Genomic DNA, 21,608 nt, shown 5'->3' with positions numbered 1-21,608 from the left:
AAGACGAAAAACATTCTGTTTTGTACTCACTGTATTTTCCTGACTCAAATTAAATTAAGCTATTTAATTTGTCAGATAGAATTAAAACGATAGTTTATCTATCTCTTCTGTAATAGTTCTTCAAACACTTCAAATACCCTTGAATATGAAGTGTGCGGATTGTTTATATCAATGGAGATGCTACGTGCATGATTTATGGCAGATTCTAGCTTTTCTTTGAGTTGGAGATATAAGTTGTTCTTTGAAAAATACTCAATGTTTTTTTCGTACTTTTCAAGACGACCATTCTTTTTCAACTCTGTAATTACTTCGTCACAGTTACGAAACTGCCGGTCGGTAAAGACAAAGTGTAATAATAGCCAAAATTCAAAGGCAGGATTACTTTCTATGAAATAAATCTCATTTTTGTATGCCTTGATGCATGATGACTTCTCTTTATCATAGGCTTGTTTACGTACATTATCAGCATTGATATAATCCATATCAATCAAGCAAAAAACGACATCAAATTCTTTCGCTAATAGCGATTGAGCTTTCGTTATGATATCACTGTAGTCAGGATGTTTGGGTTTATCAGGTTTTAGGGTAACATTGAACTTCTTCAATAAGTCCTTTTCAACATTACGAAATCCATCAAAATAGAAAAACTCTGTGATTCCTTCACCGATAATCGCATAAGATTTCCGAATTTCTTTTATTCTTTTTTCGCGTGCCATACTTATCGTTTTTTAGAAATAAAAATACCGCCCAGCGTTGGTTTGGCGCCAAATTTCCCTGCATTATATGCATTGAGAAACGAAACGCCATTGCGGATATTGAAGTCATCAAGTGAAAACAGGTCTGTTGAACCATCATCCTTTTTTTCTGTAAACCAGACTACATCTTTACGTAAATCCTCGGTGTCTAATGATTGGAGATTATGCGTACTGAAAATCAGCTGCGAATAAGTCGAATTAACCAAAAATAAGTTGATGAAATGGGCAAATAAATCCGGATGCAGCGAATTCTCAAGTTCATCAACAGGTATGATAGCATTTCTTTCAAGCAATATATTCAGAATAGTTCCCAAACCATAATAGCGCATTGTTCCTGCTGATTCAAGTATATCAGGCAGGTAATGAACAGAAGATGTTCCATTGGCTACAATCGTATGTTCAAATATCAAATCCGTATCTTTTTTATTTTTCTCATTTTGTTGAACATCAAAACCGGATATATTAAAATCTGCACGGTGCAGTAAATCTAATAAAAAGGATTTATTCTCCTTCTCTGCTTCCATTTCTCCTGTTGTCCATGTTTTCAAATCCGTTTGGGGCAAGAGTATAGGCAACCACTGCTTCAAGAAATAGTTATAGACACGTTCTAATTCAGGAAACATAAAGTTAGCTGTAGCATAAGCTGAAACAACACTCATATTACTAAGCGTATTTACCTGCAACTTTTCCTGCTCGGCCACATTGAGTTTGACTTTGCTTCCTAATCGGATATGAGTGATTCCATTAATGGTCTCTCGGGAGAAAATTTCGGCTGGTTGCTTACCAGGATAATATTTAAGTGTTTCTTTTAGGACAGCACTATTATCTACTTCAAGATAATAGAGATGCTTCATATTGTTTACAAAAAAAGTCAATTCAAATACTCCACATTCTTTCTTTGTCGTATCATCCAAGAGAAACGGAGTAAACCCGATAGGCTGCATCTTGTTTATCTTAGGCGAAATGGCTATTTTTCGTATGAAATCAAGTGCTAGCAATACGTTAGTCTTTCCTGAAGCATTAGCTCCATAGAGGATACCGAGTTTTAATACTTTCGTATCGTTGATAGTGGTACAGTAATATTCTTCTGAAATCTTATCTGCAGAGGCTTCAAAACTTAATATCTGCCAATCCTTAGCTGATCTGAAATTTCTAAATTTAAACTCTAAAATCATACTCCAATATATTAAAAATGCGACTATTTTGCAAATATAGCATTTTAAGCTATTTATTCCACATTTTAATCTATTCTTTTTTAGCTATAAAAAAAGGTGCACCTCCTTTCCTACTCTTGGAAGAAGGTGCACCACACAAACAAAACAAACAATAGACGACCTTCACAGGCGGTATTTCATATATAACTCAACTAATTATAACTCAATTTCATTTTTAACGTAAATTCTCTCCCTGTATTCAGACGGAGTCATACCGGTATGTTCACGAAAGAATCTTGTCATAACAGAGTTCGACTGGAAGTTCGTGCGTGAGGCCACTTCTTTTATTTCAAGGTCAGAATCCCGTAAAAGAGCCTTTATTTCAAGAAGGGAGTAATCTATAATCCAGTCTTTTGCCGAACGACCGCTCATATCTGTAATTACCATTGTAAGATGCTTGGCGGACACACACATCTTTTTCGCATAAAACGCAACATCCCGACTTACGGTATGAAATTCGATCACCAAACAAAAAAAGTCGAATAAAAGTTTTTCCTTACGGGTGTATTTTACTAATTCGGCAGCTTTCGGATTTCTTTTATAAGCCACATATATATCCCAGTAGAAAACACGTAATAACTGCATGATAGACTCCCGTCTGAATAAGTTGCGGGGTAAGTTGATACGAAAAATCAAAATATTGCAAAAGTGAATGAAACGTTGGCACTCTTCATCGTATAGCGGAGTACTGAAATTTTTCCGCATATAGAAAAAGAAATCAAGCGTAGGTATACATATCCCGCTTATTGTATCCATAAACAGGCTTTTGGGTACTTTTAGAAACGTCATTGAAAAGTCACTGCTAATCTCCGTGACAGAAGCCAGCTGAAAAGGGAAAATGACTACCAGATCATTGGAAACAATCCGTCGTTTATTACCAAAAACATTGAATAACGCACTTCCTCCCGTGCATATCCCATTTATCCCTTCTTCAAGATACATAGGATTTTCATCAAGAGGTAAATCGTCTATTTTAGTATAGACGTTAAACTCTTCTGTTTCCAATATATTATCGAATACTTTATCCTGCTTATATGGTTGGTTCTTTTCCATGGACTGCTATTTATCAATTATGTTGTTTGCCGTTATTTTTATCATACGGATGTCAGTCGTGCCATTTCGATTGAGCAAACTGTACCACCAAAGATATGGGAAAGATGTATAAAAAACTTTCTTTATCTTTCATTAAAATCATCAGTGCCAGGAAATATTCACCTTCATTAATATCAGGAACTGTCATATAAATCTTATCGTCCGAATATTTATGGATATCGCCACATTCTATCAACATTCTGTCATTGACGGAAGAGACAAGATATAGATTGGTACTTTCCCATGTCAACATATCCAGATTGTGACCGGTGATAACAATGGGAGCTTCCGGTGTAATGTTCCCATTACGCCTTTCATTTGAAGGATCATATATTTCTTTGATGACAGGAAACGGCGCTCCTTCAATCATTAATATTTCGGCTTTTATCGTTTTCATTTTGTATGATAATAAGTTGGTATATAACTAATGATAAATTTTGTTCGTAACTCATTATTGGGGAATATCCCGGATACAGCGGAGATAATAGGAATTCTGCGTTTTATCGTAATAACCTGTATTTAGCCAATATCCTGTTATATAATCATCAGGATAGAATCGCATTGACCATACACCTCTAGAATATCCTCCTACCTCGGTTGCAGACCAGTAATAAGTAGGGTCTTTTGCTGAAAGAGCGAATGGTTGAAAATCGGTTATTTTTTGAGTCTCTTCCATTTTTTTATAAAAAAGCAAAATCAATGCACATTCCCCACGCGTAGGTACCCGCCAGGTTCCAGGTTCATCCAGACCATCTTTCCCGCGATATGCGGCACATCCCTTGGTAACTGCAAAACTGGGAGTCGAATAAACGTTGGTGTTGGCACTAGTAAGATATCCGTTTGCCGTAGCCCAATCCATCGTTTGTGCTTTTGCTGCTCCTTCTTTATTTACAATATCAGGCGAAACGAGAAAATAACCTGACACCTTCCAGTCACCTCCTCCTTCTTTTTGCCTCTCTGTATGCCGTGTCGTTCGGTATACAAAGACATTATTACCGCTTTCATCTTTTTCCTCTTGGGGCTTATAATCTGAATCGTATTTATATAACTGAATATAACTGCGGAAGTTTGTATTTTTGCTCCGGTCCTCCACCTTGTATTTCACCATTCCTTTATAATTGATTGCCGCATATTTATTCCCTCTTAAATCTGTATATATTTCTGTCGATTGAGAATGTACTCTTAGTGGAATAAAAAACAAGATACAAAATTTCATGACTGTTAATCTAAATATATTCATTCTTCTTTTCAATTTATACTGTTAAATTCTTATGGTCAATATGGAGCATCAAAAGGGGAAGTCACATCCCTGACACATCTATCTAAACCGGAGTCTCTGTCTGGACTCCAAAAATTACCGCTGGAAGCTGCTATGAAATAACAATAGGGTGGTGATATAAACTCCGTCGTTGAGGTCCCACCTCCAAGTCCCGGTAAAGCAGCCACGCAAATTCCTAACAACTGGTTTGACGCGGGAAGATACCATTTGAACTCTTTCTCATCAATTATCCCGTCCCCGTTCTCATCTCTGTTTCTGTCATAACACGCCCTTGCGCTAAAAGTACTGGCAGGGTATTGATATTGATATAATAACACATGTCCGGATGCATCTTTCTGTGGAATCGGGACATACTTGTCAATCCAATTTTGATTGTAAGTATTTTCCGCTAAATGCCGGGTCGCCGTTTTACCATTATCCATATTGTCTGTTCCATAGGATAATTCTGCCGTTTTGATGCGTGCATAGCCAGTTCTGGTAGTTCCCGGCTTCACATCTGCCAATAACCAGGATGTAGATCGCAAAGACATTCTAGTGTATACTAACCCCATAGTGTAATTTCCATCCCCGTTTCTCTCTCCTCCTAAACGTCCAAGGTAAATTGCCGCCCGCTGGTCTAAACGAAATATATGTGAAGTTTGAAGTGCTTCCCCCGCATCGCCATTGGTTGTGGTAGTTATTTTAATATACAAGGATCGTTTTCCCTCCGTAGCATCTGCACCGGGATCAAGAAAGTTCCCTTCTCCGTCATCAATATATTCATCATTATATAGATAAAACTTCAATTGGGTAGGGAGTATAGTGCTAGCCTTGATATATGTACCCAAAGGTTCTTTAGCATTGTTATACGCATCTGTGTAATTGGAAGAAGAAGACAGGCGGAGCCAACTCGGTGTGGGATGTTGGGTACAGCTTTCATCTGTATATACACCCACTTCCACCATCCGTCCTTGAGTTTGGACAACTATCGGCCGGACCTCATAAGCTGCATCCAGATCATATTTCTCACTAGAAGTATTGTATTTATTATCGAATTTGCCTCCGCTGACACTCACGTTCTTACTGGCGTGAAACTCCACATACTGGCTGACAGTGTATGCCTGATTCGTTCATCGTTTTTTGCCGAGTTTATGTCCGCATTAATGGTGGTACGCAAATTATAAAAATGGTTGGGTTTCACATCGAAGTTATTTGTATTATTATTTCCGATATACATTTGGTAAATTGCATACTCACCCGTTGCCGATGTTGAGGTAGAATATGCCCATGCCTCTATCTGCATACCCAATATGGGGGCACTGCCCGATGAAACTCCATTGACCACTTTGTAGTAGCGTTGGCTTTCACTTGCTATGCTTGCTACTGTCCCCTGACAATTCTGCGCAACATACCACGTTGCGGAATAGAAACCATTGGGATCGGGTTCATCAAATTCATCTATCTCAAACGTGACATAAGTATCCTTATCGGTATTCTTTTCGGGATTGGTGAGCCGCACTTTGCTGTTGACATTCAGCAATTTCAGACCCTGCAATTTGTAATTTTCCACCTCGAGTTTATAGCGGAATGTAATACGTGCCATCAACTTCCTTATTTCAATGCCTCCCACAAAGCCGACAGGTTTGTTATATTCTACCAAACCATGGTCACCTCCGTCGATATCCATAACAGTGATACCCGACACTTCTCCGGCAAACGGAACCTCATCATCTGCGGTGATAAGTGATTGGGTATGCCCTTCTACATTAGTTAGATATTCAAAACTCCAATTTTTGAGTCCATCAAGAGTTCTCACTCCACCCATATCATAATCAAGTTTGGGGCCTAAGACCAATAGGTATAAGGTTTGATTCTCCGCTACTACAAGGGGGACATCTATTGTCAACATATCATTTATAGCGGTCGCCGTATCACTCAACTTATGGGGATTACCATTAATAGAACCATCCTCATTAAACTGGAAAAGCCAGAGATTGTGTAATTTTGTCGTGCCATCGGAAACTCTGGTAGTTGCCGCACGTTGTTCTCGCTCCAATACGACTGTGAAGGATGAATCAGAGTTGTTTTCATTTTTAAAGAATGGCTTTACAGTAGCATATTCATCTGCCGATGTTGGTTCTTCGCTAGGCGGAAGACTGACATTTAGACTGACCATAACCACTTTTCCCGTAATATTTCCCGGACCGAACTCATTCAGGTCGTCTTTTGTACACCCTGTAAATGCCAGTGAAAACAAAACAATGCAAACTGCCCGGAATAACTTCTTATCATTGTTTTTTATTCTCATATCATATCTTCTTATCATCATATTTTTCATCCTTGTTCTTATTTGGTACCATTCTGATCGATAGACAGACTACTAAGGGCAAAAGCTACTCCGGCATTTCTCTCTAAATTGATATTAACCGTAATGCCGATGAGACTCGGATTATTGTTTGCCGGGATTGTTATTGAAATAGGGTAGCTATATGTATTCGATGCAGTCTCTACTTTATCACTGATACTTATTTGTTCGCCACTGTAAACAACTTGTACATACAAATTTCCCGCAGGTATGGGGACATCTGTAGGAGTAAGCTTGATATTTAGATCATAAGTGCCTCCCTTTTGAGGTAAAACGCCCATAGTGCTTAATTCGGAACTGGCACGTAACTGATATCCGGTTTGCGCTATTGTGAGTAGTGTACTTTTTGTCTGTCCGTCCAATCCGATACCTTCCACCTTTACCTTAAACGAACGGGATGAGGTACTTTCTTTACGTTTGACGTATACAGGGATATTTTCCGTATTGCTACTGTGTGTAGTATGTACGACATCATCCCCGGAGGCAAATGAGAAATCATCGGTATTTGCCGTTCCCATATCCGTTCCTGAAGTGACAAGTGTAGCCGTCCAGTAAGGAATATTCGAATCAATACCAAAATAAGCTGTTTTACCACTTTCCGTTCCCTGATAATCAGCTGATGATAATGCCTACCCGCATATAGCTTTCCGGTATTTCGTTGCGGACGCAACGAACCATATATCCGTTTCGTCTGTCCTTATCGGCTCGAAGGTTTGCAGTCACCGTCGGAGTACCTGAAAAATCAAAGATAGAGGCGTTGTTGCTCCAGTAACATCCGGTAGTACCGTCTCCACGTGACGCACCGGATTCATCCCTGTATCGGTTGTGAGGGAATAACAGCCAATGGTACGAAAGGTATCCGTACGAACTTACTTCATTATTTGATGCCGCTATAATATGATTATATTCTTCAGGTGTAGCCATATGCCACTGCCCGTTGTCTACGATTCCCATATCCCTGATTTGGGTTTCGGAAAGACCGGCGAGTTTGCATGGATCTCCCAAGCCCTGTTTGACTTGTTCAGGGGTGTTGCCTGCGGAGATTTCACCGCCAGCCAGGTAAGGGACATTACTCCATCCTGTAATAGTTAAGGGATCGTATGAACTGGGATACCAGAGTACATCGTTCAATGTTTCGGCAGCGGCAGGTGGATTGAAATTTGAGCCATCTTCAGTAACCGGGGCACTGTGCACGGCTATCAGGCTGCCGTATTTGAACAAGACATCCTTATATCCTGTCTCCGAATGGTATGCTTTCAGTATACCCGAATAAACACTAAAATCATTCCAGATATTCACATTTCTGGATGTATCGGCAACCGCGTCATAGTCTGCCGCCTTATCACTTACAATGACCAGCCCATCGATAGGTTTCCAGTTGATGGTAATATCATGTTCCTCCATTGCCACTATTTCCGCATATAGCCCCATTGCACCCATACCGGTAATGGTGGCGTATATCTGATAATGGTTGTTTCGTGTCAGATTATGGTTCTTAGGGGGATTCTGACCGATATTCAGCAGATAGATACAGTTCAATACCTGCGTACTTCCGTTTTTAAGCACGCATTGCGCGTCGATTTTAAGATAAGTTGCGTGTGATGCATTTTGAGGGTCGGACAATATATGTTCGGGAATATAAGTAGCGGGAGTTGTTATAAAATCCACCCCGTCTTGTATGGTGTAGTTATCTCCATTTATTGTATATGTACCATTATTATCGAGTTCGCCTGTCCCTGGGATAGTAAGGTCATCCGACCAAATATCTTCCGTATATGCCTGCCCTTCTCCTATAGGAGTGGCGACCGGCATACGACATACTTTAACATTCAGTTTGGTTACTTTAAAATCCTCATCCTCATTAGCGATATTTTTAATTGCCGTAAAGCTGATGCGGGATACCATACGGTTTACCTTAACCGGCAGTTCCGTCATTTTAATATCATTAATTGTTACTGTGGCGTTTTTTCCGTCGCTGCGGGATTCCACATAGCACGTGCCACATTTCCATACATGGGCGGAGGAGCAACGATACCTATGGCAGAGAATGTCACTTTTTCTATTTCATTTTCCAATGTAATGGCAGCGAGCTTTTCGGTAAGCTCCGGTGTTTCATTGCAGATGATGTAAATGTTGTTATATCCCCGTGCTGCCTTATAGAAGCGGTGTATATGCCATCGATTATGGAAGCATCAGAAACGTCGTTGTATACCAGTTCGTTCTTGTCATTAAACACAATTGCACGTACAGATTTTATGACTTCATCTTCGTCGGTGATAGTATTGCGCGTCCCCATTTTAATACTCATCGGTATCTTTTCTCCTTCGTAAATACGTGCGCCTGTTACTTCGTTCTCTTTTGTACAAGAGTAAGCAAACAGGGTAAACATTGTCAAAAGCAGGACATTTGCCGAAAGTTTTATGTTGATAGTTATATTCATCCTTAATCGTGCCATAATTCCGTTTAAAAAAACAACTTACATATCTGTTGGTTGGAACCAGTAGGTCCAATTATTGATGGTTATACTCAATGCAATGTAGCCATTCTCTTCCTTATCTCCGATGCGAATGTTGATATCCCATTCGTATCTGCGGTCGAGGTATTCTTGTTCGCCCATCATTTCCGGTTTACTCATCAACAGGTAGTCAATAAGGTTTATGGTTGTTTTTCCTCCGATGTCTATTGTTTTTCCTGACGCTTTTTCGGTGATAGAAAAAGTCATATCAGCATCCTTAATAAATCTAAGAGTATGAAGGCGAGTTTGTAGGGCGGTCTTACTGTCTTCCTCTTCAACTGAACAAGGATGGTAAATTATATTTTTGCTACTCTCACCTACATTATTTTTATAGTCATAAAAATTGTTTGCAGTTATTAGTTGTATATCATATTTTGAAGCATCCACCGGATTATTTCCTCGCGTAATGCCTATCGTTATATCATTAGTATTGCGCACCAAGCTGACGTTTTCCGTATTGCTGATATTTTCCGAAGAAAACATTAATAGAGGACCGCTATGCCATAATGCATCAAGATGGTTGTTACTTATGTTGTTTTCCGGCTCATATTTCAGTGTTAATTTATTTATCGGATCACCTGCGGTCATTGCCGGAAGTAGATAGAATTTATCCGTTTTTCCAGCCCATACAACGACTGTACAGCCTTTCAAGCGATAGGGTATCAGCATACGATAGTCCGGGCTTTTTAACGAATGACCATTTTCGGTAAATGCCTGTATATATTTTCCTTGTGTATCGAACACGAAAACCTTTACTTCTTCTACCTGTTCGGCGAACCAGTCTTTATTTGCCATATTATAGTCATATCGGAATTTTAGAAAGAGGTCACATTGATCGAGGTCGTCATGAAAGACATCGCAACCGGTAATCCCTGCCACTATAAAAGCGGCAAGGATTATTTTGTATTTCTTTATGTGTCTTTTAATTCCCATTTATCAATGCAAATCAACACCTTGTGTCCAGTAAGTCCATGGATTGATAGTGATTTTTACAGAAAGGTAAGCATCTGCTTCGTCATCATCAGTATCCGGAGGCGTAGGATTGTCGGGATCAGGATCAGACGGATCGGGAATCCACGGTGTTCCGGGGCCGCTCACGCTCTGAAGGTCCAGGTGATACCAGTTGTTGCGCACTACTCCGTATCGGCCTAAAGCCATCTTTTCGATTACACTCTGGTCGTGACGGATCAGGACATCGTAATAGCAAACAGATTCATGATAGTAACGCACGGCACAAAAACGTCCGATGATACCAGTTTTCGCAGTAAGTCCGCTCGCTTGAAGGTTTGTAATAAAATTGTCTATAGTGCTTTGATCGGCATCTCCAGCCACGAGCTTTGCTTTCTTTAAGAATATAGGCAAGTCTGTTTTTAGTCCGCCACTACCAGTTTTTGTGTATTCTTCTTTAAGCTGGTCTAATGTATAATAGTTTCCTTTCCAAGAGAAATAACTACTATTTGGGGTCAAACCATTAGGAGTGTACGTAGCCTTTACTACCACCTTGGTAGTGAATCCTAATTGCTGTGCATTAGCGTCCATGGTGTTTTCAAGACAGTAGCAGCTCGTTCCTTTATCTCGTTTAATTTCAGGTATAGGGTCAGTATCACTGTCTATATTTTTTAGATAATTGAAAGCTGCATCCATATTAGTTTCCATAGTACTATTATCACTAATATCAGGTTGTTCGCTCTTTAAATAGTTCTTATCCCGACGATAAACCGCTCCAGTCGTGGCATTATCGTAAGTGATAAGTTCACTATACAGTTTCACACTCTTATTGGTAACGCTTAATTCCCAACCGCCGAAAGTAAATGTAGCACCATCAGGTTTGGTAGTAAAAATGTCCTTAACTGCAAGCTCTACTTTTGCACTCAATCGGTCTACAGAGATTTCTGTAGGGCTGTTCTGTGCGTCTGTTTTTGCTTGGTCGATGGCCTCACTGGTATATGCAGTCGGCTTATGTACCGTTACTTTCGTTAATGCCCCTTCTATGCCAGTGCCTTTACCTGCGCTCGCCATCATAAAATTCTCATCGGTAGCGATGTTGGCAATAACTGCCTCAATAGCAGTGTTAATTACAGACCAAGGTTTGCCTTTTACAGCATCTGCAGTTAAATTCCATCCCTTGTTCCCGTCGGCGTAAGGATTGATAACCACAAATACTTTTTTTGTTTTCTCTGGTACTAATTTTGCCTCACTAACCGCAGCTTCCGGGGTCCCTGCCCCGCCTGCATCTGCTCCTCCGCTATTCCCCACGGTCAAACCATCAAAACCAACCACATCAAGGCACACATCATCCTCGTCAAATAATAAAACTTTGACGGTCCCTGCTTTACTTTCCCCAGAACTTCCCGGTTTGGTATCTACTGCTCTTGAAGTAGCTGTGTGACTTTGCAGCGAAAGCGACAGATACGCTTTGCCATCCAGTTCACCACCCGGAATATTCCCTTCCCGGGCATCTTCACTACTACAGCCGGCAAATATAAAAACTGCCAATGTAGATAATAGAAAACTTCTTGTTTCATCATTGTTAAATGTTTAAATGTTGTAAATAAAAAGATAATTATAATATATAAAAAATCAATAATCTAGTTTACTCATCAATTCGATATTCTCTTCTTTTTTGGCTAATTCCTCCAGATTGAGATTTGCTTGTTTCAATCCAGATTCAGCAGCCTTATTTAGATGTAACTTTGCTTGTTCATAGTCACCTCTTAGCAGATGTAATACTCCCACGGCATTTTCGTATTCCGGTGTGGAAGTCTCTGCTCTCTTTAAGTATTTTTCTGCCAAAAGAGTGTCTTTACGTGAAAGTGCAGCCGAAGCGGCATTCAGATTGGCAATCTTATCATCAGGAAAGACGCTAACGGCTGTTTCAAATAATTCGATAAACTCCGGTGAACCATTTTTGTAAGTTAGAGCAACCAAATAAATTTCATTCAGACTCAAATTTTGTGGCCGACTATGAATCAGCACTTTTGCTTGTTCTATATTAAAATTCTGAACATCGTACTCTATTTTACAGATGCTTTACGCAGATGTGGGTAATACTCACGCAACATAAACCGATAAGGATTGCCATGTTTATATAACATCAACGATTTCTTGCGACTGGTATTCGTTCGGTAGTTTATTTCAACTGGTATGTGATCTATAATATGAAGAATTCCATCCTTTTCTGCCATGTCAGACCTTGCAACCATTTTACGTAGTCCTTCCCAGTTTTCGCCACCATATTCCACCTTGTATAATTCTTTAGAGAAAGGGAAACGAGGGAGAAGGTAATTAACAAGTGCCTTTGCACGTCCTTCGGAAAGCTGTTTGTTAAAAAGGACAGAACCCTCCGGTGAAGCATAACCAATGACTGATATTCCACGAATGGTAATGGCTGTATCATTTTTCACTTCGGCAAGCATGGAGGATATCTTTTTTAGTTCAATCGGATTATTCATATAGTCCGGTTTAATGTCGGTTTTTGATACGACAAAGTCCAGAAATGCTTCACATGACATCTCACGACTTTTGACTGGTTCAACTTTTGGCTGTACGTAACTAATATGTGGAGTGATTTGATAAGGGACGGGAAGTTTCTCCAAAGTAACAGCACTAAAAAGAGGAATAGCTGATAGTAACCTGCCTGGCCTGCAACAGCCCATCACTTCTTTCCTTACATTCAAATATGCATCCTTCATCCATGGCTCGAATGGAATTGTCAACGAGTACCGAATCTGTTCTTTTCCAGTCATTCCATACCCTTTTAATATGGAGTATGGAGCTTCTGACTGGTAAAAAGCATGTTCCTGCGTATTCATCAAAGCAAGTTTACGTTTCAGATTCTGATAGTTCTTACGACCTTTAATGGATATTTCCGGCAATTCCATCTGATGGTTTGCAGCAATCAATACTGGTATCAGTTCTATAGAATGATTGGAGCTGACTTGTATATTATCAAAGTTGTAAAGTATTTGAATATGTAATGAATCTCCCGCTTGCTGTAGTTCAAGAGCTGTTGGCTGTATAATTCCTGTATACCATTTCTTGGGATTTTCTTCTCCGTATGATAAAGAAGAAATGGTCAGGAATATGATTAACAGGTATAGGAATGATCTTAATTTTGTCATGGTTGTATTATTTTATAAGAAATATAAGTGAGATTGCAGCTTTAGTTGGTCCAAAATAATTGCGGTTTTCTGTTCCGACCTTTTCACCACAAGTCTTACACCGGAACTTGTCATAATGTAGCCGCACATATCCTGCACCTATATTTGCTTCAAGGCTCCAACGATTACTAAGAAGGAAGTGATAACCATACGAGATGCCTCCTCCTGCTCCCCATCCTTCATATCGGTAATGGCTGGAATTATCCCCGAATAAAAGTGGCAAATGATGACCGGCTATGTTATATTGTGTTCCTATTATGTGTATTCCCCCAAAATGTCCGCTAAATCTTTCACATGTCCAATAACGATATTCCATTGTACCGAGCCAGTGCACCAGTTTTTTATTTGAAGATGCTTTATTGGGTGTAAACCAGTTAAGTCCAGCGCCAAGTTCTATTGTAGTGCGTGGAGAAAGTCCCCACTCTACTCCCAAGTTAGGAGTACCTGAATATGCACCGTAGAACAGGTTTGTTTTTACTGCTACCTTTTGGGCCGAACATTTTAAAATGCTTCCCCAACATATCAAAAGTAGAATTGCTATATATTGTATTTTCATCAGATGCGTATATTGAATATTTTGCTTTTGCTTGCGTTAATAAATGATTATCGGGTGCGAAATTACAAAATAAATATATATTAAAGTAAAACGTTCTGAAATTGCACATGGATTCCGAAGTTTCGTTCAAAATAGTTCTATAAATCACTTAAATGAGGGTTAGATAACTATAAAAAGGACTTATCGGATAAACATTGTTAAATTATTATCCAACTTATTCAATTATCTTTTGTGACATACTGAACGTTTATACACGCGCAAAACAAACGATGTATAAGAATGATTATTTATATTTACATATTACTTGTAGTACTTCAACTATGCGTTTTGAAAGATCAGAATATTACAGCTAGTTTTGTTCCCGGATTTTAAGGGACCATCCGTTTCTTTAAAAGGAACAAGGCGTTCCTCGGTGAGAAACAGGTCGTTCCTTTAAAAGGAACGGCTCCTTGGTTTTAAACCAAAAAACAGTATCTATAATACACTGTATATCAATTTATTATAAAAAGAAGAATTCCGTCCCGATAACCATGGGAATATTCTCAATAAACCAAACGGAATTCACAGTCCAAAGGACTGTATATACATACTTTTTTATTACAAACTTAAAAAAAAATCCCATGGTTACAGTTACAATTAATATCAAGCCATATTTGGCTGGATATATGTATGTCCGATATCGACAAAGTTTAGAACCCGATCCAGAGAACCAGTCTCATTCTTCCTCTCCTTCTTCTTCCAAACGACTTATCCCTATCCATCTCTCCCACATTACTCCAGTTTATCACTTCCTTCATCAACTATCTGTCCCTCATCCGCAAAATACTTCATGGAAAGAAATTGGAAATATTTGCTTTGTACTGCCCAAACCGCGTAATGGGAAGAATCCGGAAGTCTATAATTATATCGGAAACGATAGTGCATTGATTATAGAAAAGGAAATAGAAACGGAGATGAAAGCGGAATTATATTCCTTTCTATTGGATAATAAGTTTAATAAAGGAGTGATGTTTAAAAAGTCAATAGAACAATTCGTAGAGCACTACGAAATGGTAGGACTGGTACAGGAAGAAACTCTGATGAGGGCATTTCAAAGATGGAGGAAGTTGGTGAAAGAAGAAAAAGCTATAAAGCTATAATGAAAGTATATTGATTTTGATTTAATATTCTATAAGGAAACGTGATATACTATGCTAATTGCACCTCTTACTATCGTGCTGATATAGGATGGGATATTTTTTTCTTTAAAAGCGGGAATGTATGTTATTAGACATAAAATAATATAATTTGCCTAATACATATCCTTATATCATAAAATAAACAGTATATTTGTGATAAAATCTCGAATAAAGCAATTAAGATATGATTATTCAATTCACAATAGGAAATTTTCTATCTTTCAAAGAACAGTCTACATTGTCATTAGTAGCATCAGCTTTGAAAGAAATACAGGTTCCGGCTGAAGATATAATCTTTAATGTAGGGACTTCCGGATTATCATTAATGAAGAGCGCGGTAGTCTATGGTGCTAATGCATCAGGTAAATCTAATTTTATAAAGGCACTGGAGTTCTTTAAGTGGTATGTGATAAATTCATCGAAGGATATTCAAGCAGGCGAACGTGTTAATATAGAAAGTTTCCGGTTAAACTCACTTACTGCGAACGAACCAAGTTATTTTGAAGCAATATTCTGTGATGAAGATAACCAATATCGTTATGGATTTGAAGCTGATAATTCATTGGTACATTCGGAATGGCTTTATCAAAAAGCCAATAAAAAGAGAGCTAAGGAAATTGAATTATTCTATCGGGAAAAAGATAATTTTGATATTCATACTAAGTTTGTCGTTGGTAAAGAACTTGCAGGTAAACGAATGGTAAGGGCAAATGCATTATTGCTTTCTGTTGCGGCACAATTCAATGATCCGACAGCAGTAGAGATAATGAAATGGTTGAATGATACCACTATTATTTCAGGTTCTAACGATGAAAAAATATGGAATACAGCAACTATCCAACTGGATGATATCAAAATGAAACAGAGAATTGTAGAGTTTTCCCGTTATGCTGATTTAGGTATTGAAAATATTGAAAAAATTGATAATGCTATTGTGAGTACACATACGCAATATGACGAGGAAGGTCATGAAGTCAAAACTATTACTTTCCCATTCAGGAAAAATGAATCGGAAGGTACAATAAAGTATTTTTCTCTGGCATACCCTATCATTGATGCTTTGGATAATGGAAAGCGTCTTATAATAGATGAATTTGACTCTAAAATGCATCCTCTTCTTACATGTAGAATTATTGCCTTGTTTAATTCAAAAGAAACAAATCCCCAAAATGCTCAATTAATTTTCACTACTCATGATACAAATTTGTTGAGTGCTAATATATTCCGGCGGGATCAGGTTTGGTTTACACAAAAAGACCGCTATGGTGCAACCGAACTTTATTCATTGGCAGAGTATAAAGTACGTAATGATGCTTCGTTTGAAAAAGATTATTTATCAGGAAAGTATGGAGCAATTCCAATTGTTGGAGATTTAACCCGCTTGTTTAATACCCAAGAAAATTAAACCATGACGGCTACAAAAAGGAAAAATATAAATCCGCGTATCGAAAGAAAGATAACCCGTATCAGTAGTGTACGTGAGGTGAAACAAACATTTCTGATTATTTGCGAAGGAGTTAATACCGAACCTGATTATTTCAACGCTTTTCGTTTGACTTCTGCCAATGTGAAGGCACTTGGTCAAGGTATGGGAACATTGGCATTAGTACACAAGGCTATCCATATAAAAGAGCAGGAAAAGCTAAAGGGACGAACATATAATCAGAATTGGGTGGTCTTTGATAAAGATGATTTTCCTGAAAATGATTTTAACTCTGCAATCCTATTGGCGCAACAAAATGGTTTTGAAGTGGCTTATAGTAACCAAGCTTTTGAATTTTGGTTTTTACTGCATTTTAATCTATACCAAGGGGCGTTGCATCGTTCCAGATATGAAAAAATGTTGAGCGCTTTGCTCGGATTTGCTTATACAAAGAAATCGGGTGTAAGTTCTAAAATGTTTAATACTTTGTTTTCTAAACAAGAACAAGCCATTAATCACGCTAAAACTATCATGAGACAATTTAATGGGAATAATCCGGCACAACAAGAATCTTCTACTACTGTTCATTTGTTGGTAAAAGAGTTGAATAAGTTCCTATAATATAAATCGGAAACATTTGATATTTTTTGTGTGGGTTGCTTAACCTTTTCTTATTTATCTTATTTCTCTCACAACATTATTTGCTGTCCTTTACAGCTTCCTCAATTCGAGATACAAATTGCGGATTGCTGGGACGTGCTGTAGTTCCGAAATCTACAATTTGCCCTTTTCTATTAATCAACAGATAATAGGGCATTCTATCTATTTTCCATTGTTTGCGAATTTTCTGTAAGTTCTCTTTTCCAAAATAATCAGATGCATAAATACATTCAATTCCCCGGTTTTTCAATGAATACTCATTCAGACATTCTTCCCATTCTTCCTTGGGTTCACTTACACATATGGAATATATGACCAGGTCTTTGGTGGAATACTTACTCCGCAATTGTTTCAAAGGTTCCATTTCTGCCAGGCATGGTGGACACCACCTAGCCCAAAAATCGAAATAGATCACTTTTCCGTGATGCTTCTCAAGTATATTATAGACGGGTTCCATGTAAGGCATAGATGTTTTTAGCTTTGAGTTTTCGTGAAACTCACCATATAATAAATTATTGGAAACTGGTTGCGGATTTTCCAGGTAAGATTTAGTCTGATTATATATCTGCATCACTTGTGCACGCAAATGCGGCATTTTTACGATCGAATCAAACTGTGTATGCCTCGTTGTTAAAGCAAGTGTATCATTTGCATTCAAAGAGCCAACTGCCATTTAGTATATATATACTGGTTCAGTTCATTCTCTCCTACTGCCGACATAATCTCTTCTACAGATGGATTTTTTTTATCTTTGTATGTTATCCCATAAGCTATATAGCGTTCTACTTCATCGGCAATATCATATAAACGTGCCGAAAGAATCCCTTTATTATAAAGTTTATTGATTGCAGGCAGAAGTTTATGATACCGATCCATTTCTTTTCTCGTTTTAAACTGGCATTGGTTACCATAGGATAACAAAGCGTAATAATAATCCTGTTTCAGTAACTCTTCAGTAAATAACGTAACATCTTCCATTGGCTTATACTTCGTCAGATACTCGTTTCTTCGCTCCAAACGAAAGTCATATTCCTTCTTTAATTCAGCCTCAAAATCCTTAATATTCAAATTCGGGTTTATACTATAATTCTGTATGTAATAGTAGGCGCTTTCTGTAAATGCCAGTATTTCTTGATTCAGTTTTTCTGCATCACCTGTTACTTTGGGATGAAAAAGATCTTTGAAGTCTATTTCCACATGTATGCTATCTCCCGGGTGGATATACAAATGTTCTGCATAATTGCGAATGGAAACTTCTCTTAATTTTGCATAAACCGGAAAGCGGAATGAAAATGAGCCATCTTCTTGTATGGGGGTACGATATTGATTTTCCATTTTCCAAAAAAATGGAATGATGAGAGTTAATTCCCTTTCTTGAGGATAAAAGTCCCGGTTCAACACTTTTCCTGTGATAACAGCTTCTTTAATATATTCTTTTGCTAACGGATAACTTTCTTCTGTCTGTACAGATGATTCGAATTGAGATTTTGCCCGGTCTTTTTGCCCGCATCCGGCTAATAACAAAGAGGTTATTATCAGAAAGGAATAATAGTGTTTCATCGTGCCTGAATATTAGAAAGTTTGCAAATCTAAACAAATAAGAGTTCTTGCTCCTAAATATATGAAATTAATTTTAGGGGCAAAAACTCTTGATAGACAATTCGTCTCAATTTTAAATCTTTTACAATATATACATTTAATTTGCGAGATAAACAGACAAAGCTATAACCAGCGCACAAACTTCCTGATATACCAGTTCTTCACGATCTGCGTCAAAATGCAATAAGAGAGCAAAATTCCAACCAACCAAGGGAAATAGCTCAAAGGAAGAGCTGTCAATCCGATGGAACGCCCGAAAGCGGTAAAAGGAATAAGAATACCTATCGCCATGATTAAGAAGGTCAGTCCCATCACAGGCCATGTGGCACGGCTTTGTATGAACGGTATCTTGCGGGTACGTATCATGTGGACAATCAATGTCTGTGATAACAAACCTTCCACAAACCATCCGGTTTGAAACAGTGTCTGGTGTTCGGGGCTGTTGCAGCTAAATACGTACCACATGACCAGATACGTGATAATATCAAAGATAGAACTGATGGGACCTACATAAATCATAAAACGACTTAGATCGGACGCATCCCATTTACGGGGTTTCTTTAGGAACTCCGGGTCCATACGGTCAAAAGGAATGGTGGTCTGCGATATGTCATACAACAGGTTCTGGATCAATAGATGTATCGGCATCATGGGCAGAAACGGCAGGAATGCACTGGCAAACATCACACTGAACATATTCCCAAAATTGGAACTGGCAGTCATCTTTATGTACTTATTGATATTGCCGAATGTCTTTCTTCCTTCGAGCACTCCGTCTTCCAATACCATCAAATCTTTTTCCAACAAGATAATATCTGCGCTTTCTTTGGCTATATCCACAGCAGAATCGACTGATATACCAATGTCCGACTGACGCAATGCACCTGCATCATTAATTCCATCTCCCAAGAACCCTACCGTATTGCCTTGCTCCTGCAACAGAGAGATGATTTGCGTCTTTTGTAATGGAGTCAGTTTTGAGAATAAAGTGGTATCCTTTACCGCTTTTTTCAATGTTGTTTCGTCCATATTCTCTATTTCTATCCCGGTAAGAAAATGACTGGTATCAATTCCTACCTGTCGGGCAATCGCTTTCACTACGACATCATTATCTCCCGATAGAATTTTCACTGCTACTCCATGCGCATATAACTGTTCAATGGCTTCGGCAGCAGAAGGTTTCGGAGGATCAAGAAAAGCAAGATACCCGATCAGTACCATTTCTTTTTCATCTTCAATGGCAAAATTACAATCTTTCTCGATAAAACTTTTCTGGGAAACTGCCAATACTCTCATTCCCTGCTGATTCATTTCTTCACTAATCATCTGTGCTTTGATTTTCAAGGCATCAGTCAAGGGATGAATCTGCCCGTTGAACTCGGCATAGGAACAGACATCGAGAACCTCTTCTACCGCTCCTTTGGTGATGATTTGCCGCTTTCCCTGCCTGTCTTCTATTACAACAGACATTCTTCTGCGCGTAAAGTCGAAAGGTATTTCATCCACTTTAGTGTAGTCATCCTTCAAATGTTCCAGACTCAAATCTCTTACATGAGAAAGAATCGCTTTATCCATCAGGTTCCTTAAACCGGTTTGGAAATAACTGTTAAAGTAAGCATGACGGAGAATACGTTTACTGTTATCGTCACTGCCATCTGCATTGATATATTTCTCCAATACGATTTTATCGCAGGTCAATGTACCGGTTTTGTCAGTGCAGAGTATGTCCATCGCTCCAAAATTCTGAATGGCATTGAGATTCTTTACGATTGTTTTCTTTTTGGACATGGCTATCGCTCCTTTAGAAAGGTTGGCAGTCACAATCATCGGTAACATTTCTGGAGTAAGGCCAACCGCAACGGATATGGCGAATATGAAAGCTTCAAACCAATCCCCTTTCGTAAAGCCATTTACGAAAAACACAAATGGAACCATAACCAGCATGAAACGAATCAATAAGAAGCTAACCTTGCTAATGCCTTTGTCAAAAGCTGTAGTGGCACGATGCCCGACCAGGCTCTTTGCAATAGTACCCAGATAGGTTTTGTTCCCCGTTTCAAAAACGATTCCTTTTGCCGCACCACTTATCACATTGGAACCCATATAACAAATATTGTCCAACTCGATGACACTTCCTTTCCGAAACTGTTGTCCCCGTACCTCCGGAAACTTTTCTATCGGTTCGGACTCTCCTGTCAATGAAGCCTGACTGATGAACAGGTCTTTCGAATCGATGATCCGAATATCAGCAGGAACCATGTCCCCGGCTGCCAAATACACGATATCTCCCGGAACGAGTTCCGTAATTTCGATCTCTTCTTCATGCTCTCCCGCACGTTTGGCAAGACATGTGTTTTTTACCATTTTCATTAAAGAATCCGTAGCCTCACTTGCTCGCCATTCCTGCCAAAAACGCAGAATAGCACTGAACAGCACCATGGATGAGATGATGATGACTCCCGTCCATTCCTGCTCTCCGGGATCGGCCATCAATACATCCAAAAATAAGGATATAATGGCGAGCCCGGTCAGAACGCCAATGAAAGGATTGATAAACGTTTTGATAAATAGGATAAACGGATTCTTTTTCTGTTCATGTACCACTTCGTTTCTTCCATAAACGGATTGTCGCTCCTGCACTTCTCCCAACGTTAATCCAAGCTTTGTTGTCTGTAAGTATGAATAGATTGACTTACCGGGTTGTGTGGCAACCAAAAAGACTTTCTCTGAATTGAATATGTACTGTGATGAACGCAGTTTTTTCTTCCATACCATACTCTCTAATTTTTTTAAGTTACTAACTGCATTTGTTAATTCGATGCAAAAGTAAGGA

The 21,608-nt window shown here is 38.7% G+C and carries 11 protein-coding genes and 5 pseudogenes; 3 read left to right on the top strand and 13 right to left on the bottom strand.

The window, feature by feature from the left end:
• Positions 1-98: 98 nt before the first annotated feature.
• The 11 genes and pseudogenes from DXA05_RS21120 to DXA05_RS21070 all read right to left on the bottom strand — a co-directional run bounded on the left by DXA05_RS21120 (position 99) and on the right by DXA05_RS21070 (position 13,915).
• A complete protein-coding gene (locus DXA05_RS21120) occupies positions 99-716 on the bottom strand; it encodes an RloB family protein (protein ID WP_008640311.1) in 618 nt (205 codons plus the stop codon).
• Between the two features lie 2 nt (positions 717-718).
• Positions 719-1,930, bottom strand: a complete 1,212-nt coding sequence (locus DXA05_RS21115) for an ATP-binding protein (RefSeq protein ID WP_008022265.1) — start codon at positions 1,928-1,930, stop codon at positions 719-721.
• Between the two features lie 195 nt (positions 1,931-2,125).
• Positions 2,126-3,022 (bottom strand): helix-turn-helix domain-containing protein, encoded by an 897-nt coding sequence (locus DXA05_RS21110; RefSeq protein WP_008640313.1) that lies wholly within the window; start codon positions 3,020-3,022, stop codon positions 2,126-2,128.
• A gap of 52 nt (positions 3,023-3,074) precedes the next feature.
• Positions 3,075-3,458 carry a DUF4469 domain-containing protein gene (locus tag DXA05_RS21105; protein ID WP_004310750.1) on the bottom strand — a complete coding sequence of 128 codons (384 nt, stop codon included), beginning with the start codon at positions 3,456-3,458 and terminating at the stop codon, positions 3,075-3,077.
• A 54-nt stretch (positions 3,459-3,512) separates the two neighbouring features.
• A complete protein-coding gene (locus DXA05_RS21100; protein WP_256145613.1) occupies positions 3,513-4,277 on the bottom strand; it encodes a DUF1566 domain-containing protein in 765 nt (254 codons plus the stop codon).
• 59 nt (positions 4,278-4,336) lie between these two features.
• A pseudogene (locus DXA05_RS21095) lies at positions 4,337-6,627 on the bottom strand (DUF4906 domain-containing protein).
• A gap of 38 nt (positions 6,628-6,665) precedes the next feature.
• Positions 6,666-9,139 (bottom strand): annotated as a pseudogene (locus DXA05_RS21090) (fimbrial protein).
• A gap of 21 nt (positions 9,140-9,160) precedes the next feature.
• A complete protein-coding gene (locus DXA05_RS21085) occupies positions 9,161-10,132 on the bottom strand; it encodes a FimB/Mfa2 family fimbrial subunit (RefSeq protein ID WP_128859610.1) in 972 nt (323 codons plus the stop codon).
• Positions 10,133-10,135: 3 nt separating this feature from the next.
• Positions 10,136-11,722: pseudogene (locus DXA05_RS21080) on the bottom strand (Mfa1 family fimbria major subunit); the annotation flags it as partial.
• A gap of 57 nt (positions 11,723-11,779) precedes the next feature.
• Positions 11,780-13,320 (bottom strand): annotated as a pseudogene (locus DXA05_RS21075) (DUF3868 domain-containing protein).
• Between the two features lie 7 nt (positions 13,321-13,327).
• The gene (locus DXA05_RS21070; protein ID WP_117684082.1) at positions 13,328-13,915 is read right to left on the bottom strand and encodes a DUF3575 domain-containing protein; all 588 of its coding nucleotides are present in this window, start codon (positions 13,913-13,915) and stop codon (positions 13,328-13,330) included.
• Positions 13,916-14,535: 620 nt separating this feature from the next.
• Between DXA05_RS21070 and DXA05_RS21065 the strand changes: the two genes are divergently transcribed.
• The 3 genes from DXA05_RS21065 (at position 14,536) to DXA05_RS21055 (ending at position 17,137) form a co-directional block, all read left to right on the top strand.
• Positions 14,536-15,054: a hypothetical protein gene (locus DXA05_RS21065; RefSeq protein WP_004314798.1), complete on the top strand. Its 519-nt coding sequence runs from the start codon at positions 14,536-14,538 to the stop codon at positions 15,052-15,054.
• Positions 15,055-15,277: 223 nt separating this feature from the next.
• On the top strand, positions 15,278-16,498 hold the full coding sequence (locus tag DXA05_RS21060) for an ATP-binding protein (RefSeq protein ID WP_015531081.1): 1,221 nt from the start codon (positions 15,278-15,280) through the stop codon (positions 16,496-16,498).
• A gap of 3 nt (positions 16,499-16,501) precedes the next feature.
• Positions 16,502-17,137, top strand: a complete 636-nt coding sequence (locus tag DXA05_RS21055; protein WP_055235022.1) for an RloB family protein — start codon at positions 16,502-16,504, stop codon at positions 17,135-17,137.
• Positions 17,138-17,213: 76 nt separating this feature from the next.
• On the opposite strand, the pseudogene DXA05_RS21050 reads toward DXA05_RS21055, so the two are convergent.
• Positions 17,214-18,736, bottom strand: a pseudogene (locus DXA05_RS21050) (TlpA disulfide reductase family protein).
• Between the two features lie 162 nt (positions 18,737-18,898).
• Positions 18,899-21,550 (bottom strand): magnesium-translocating P-type ATPase, encoded by a 2,652-nt coding sequence (gene mgtA, locus DXA05_RS21045; protein ID WP_128859608.1) that lies wholly within the window; start codon positions 21,548-21,550, stop codon positions 18,899-18,901.
• Between the last annotated feature and the right edge of the window lie 58 nt (positions 21,551-21,608).

Source organism: Bacteroides sp. AM54-2NS (genome assembly GCF_003602935.1).
Taxonomy (GTDB): domain Bacteria; phylum Bacteroidota; class Bacteroidia; order Bacteroidales; family Bacteroidaceae; genus Bacteroides; species Bacteroides xylanisolvens.
Note: the sequence above shows the minus strand (reverse complement) of the source record. Positions and strands in the feature narration are given on the sequence as shown.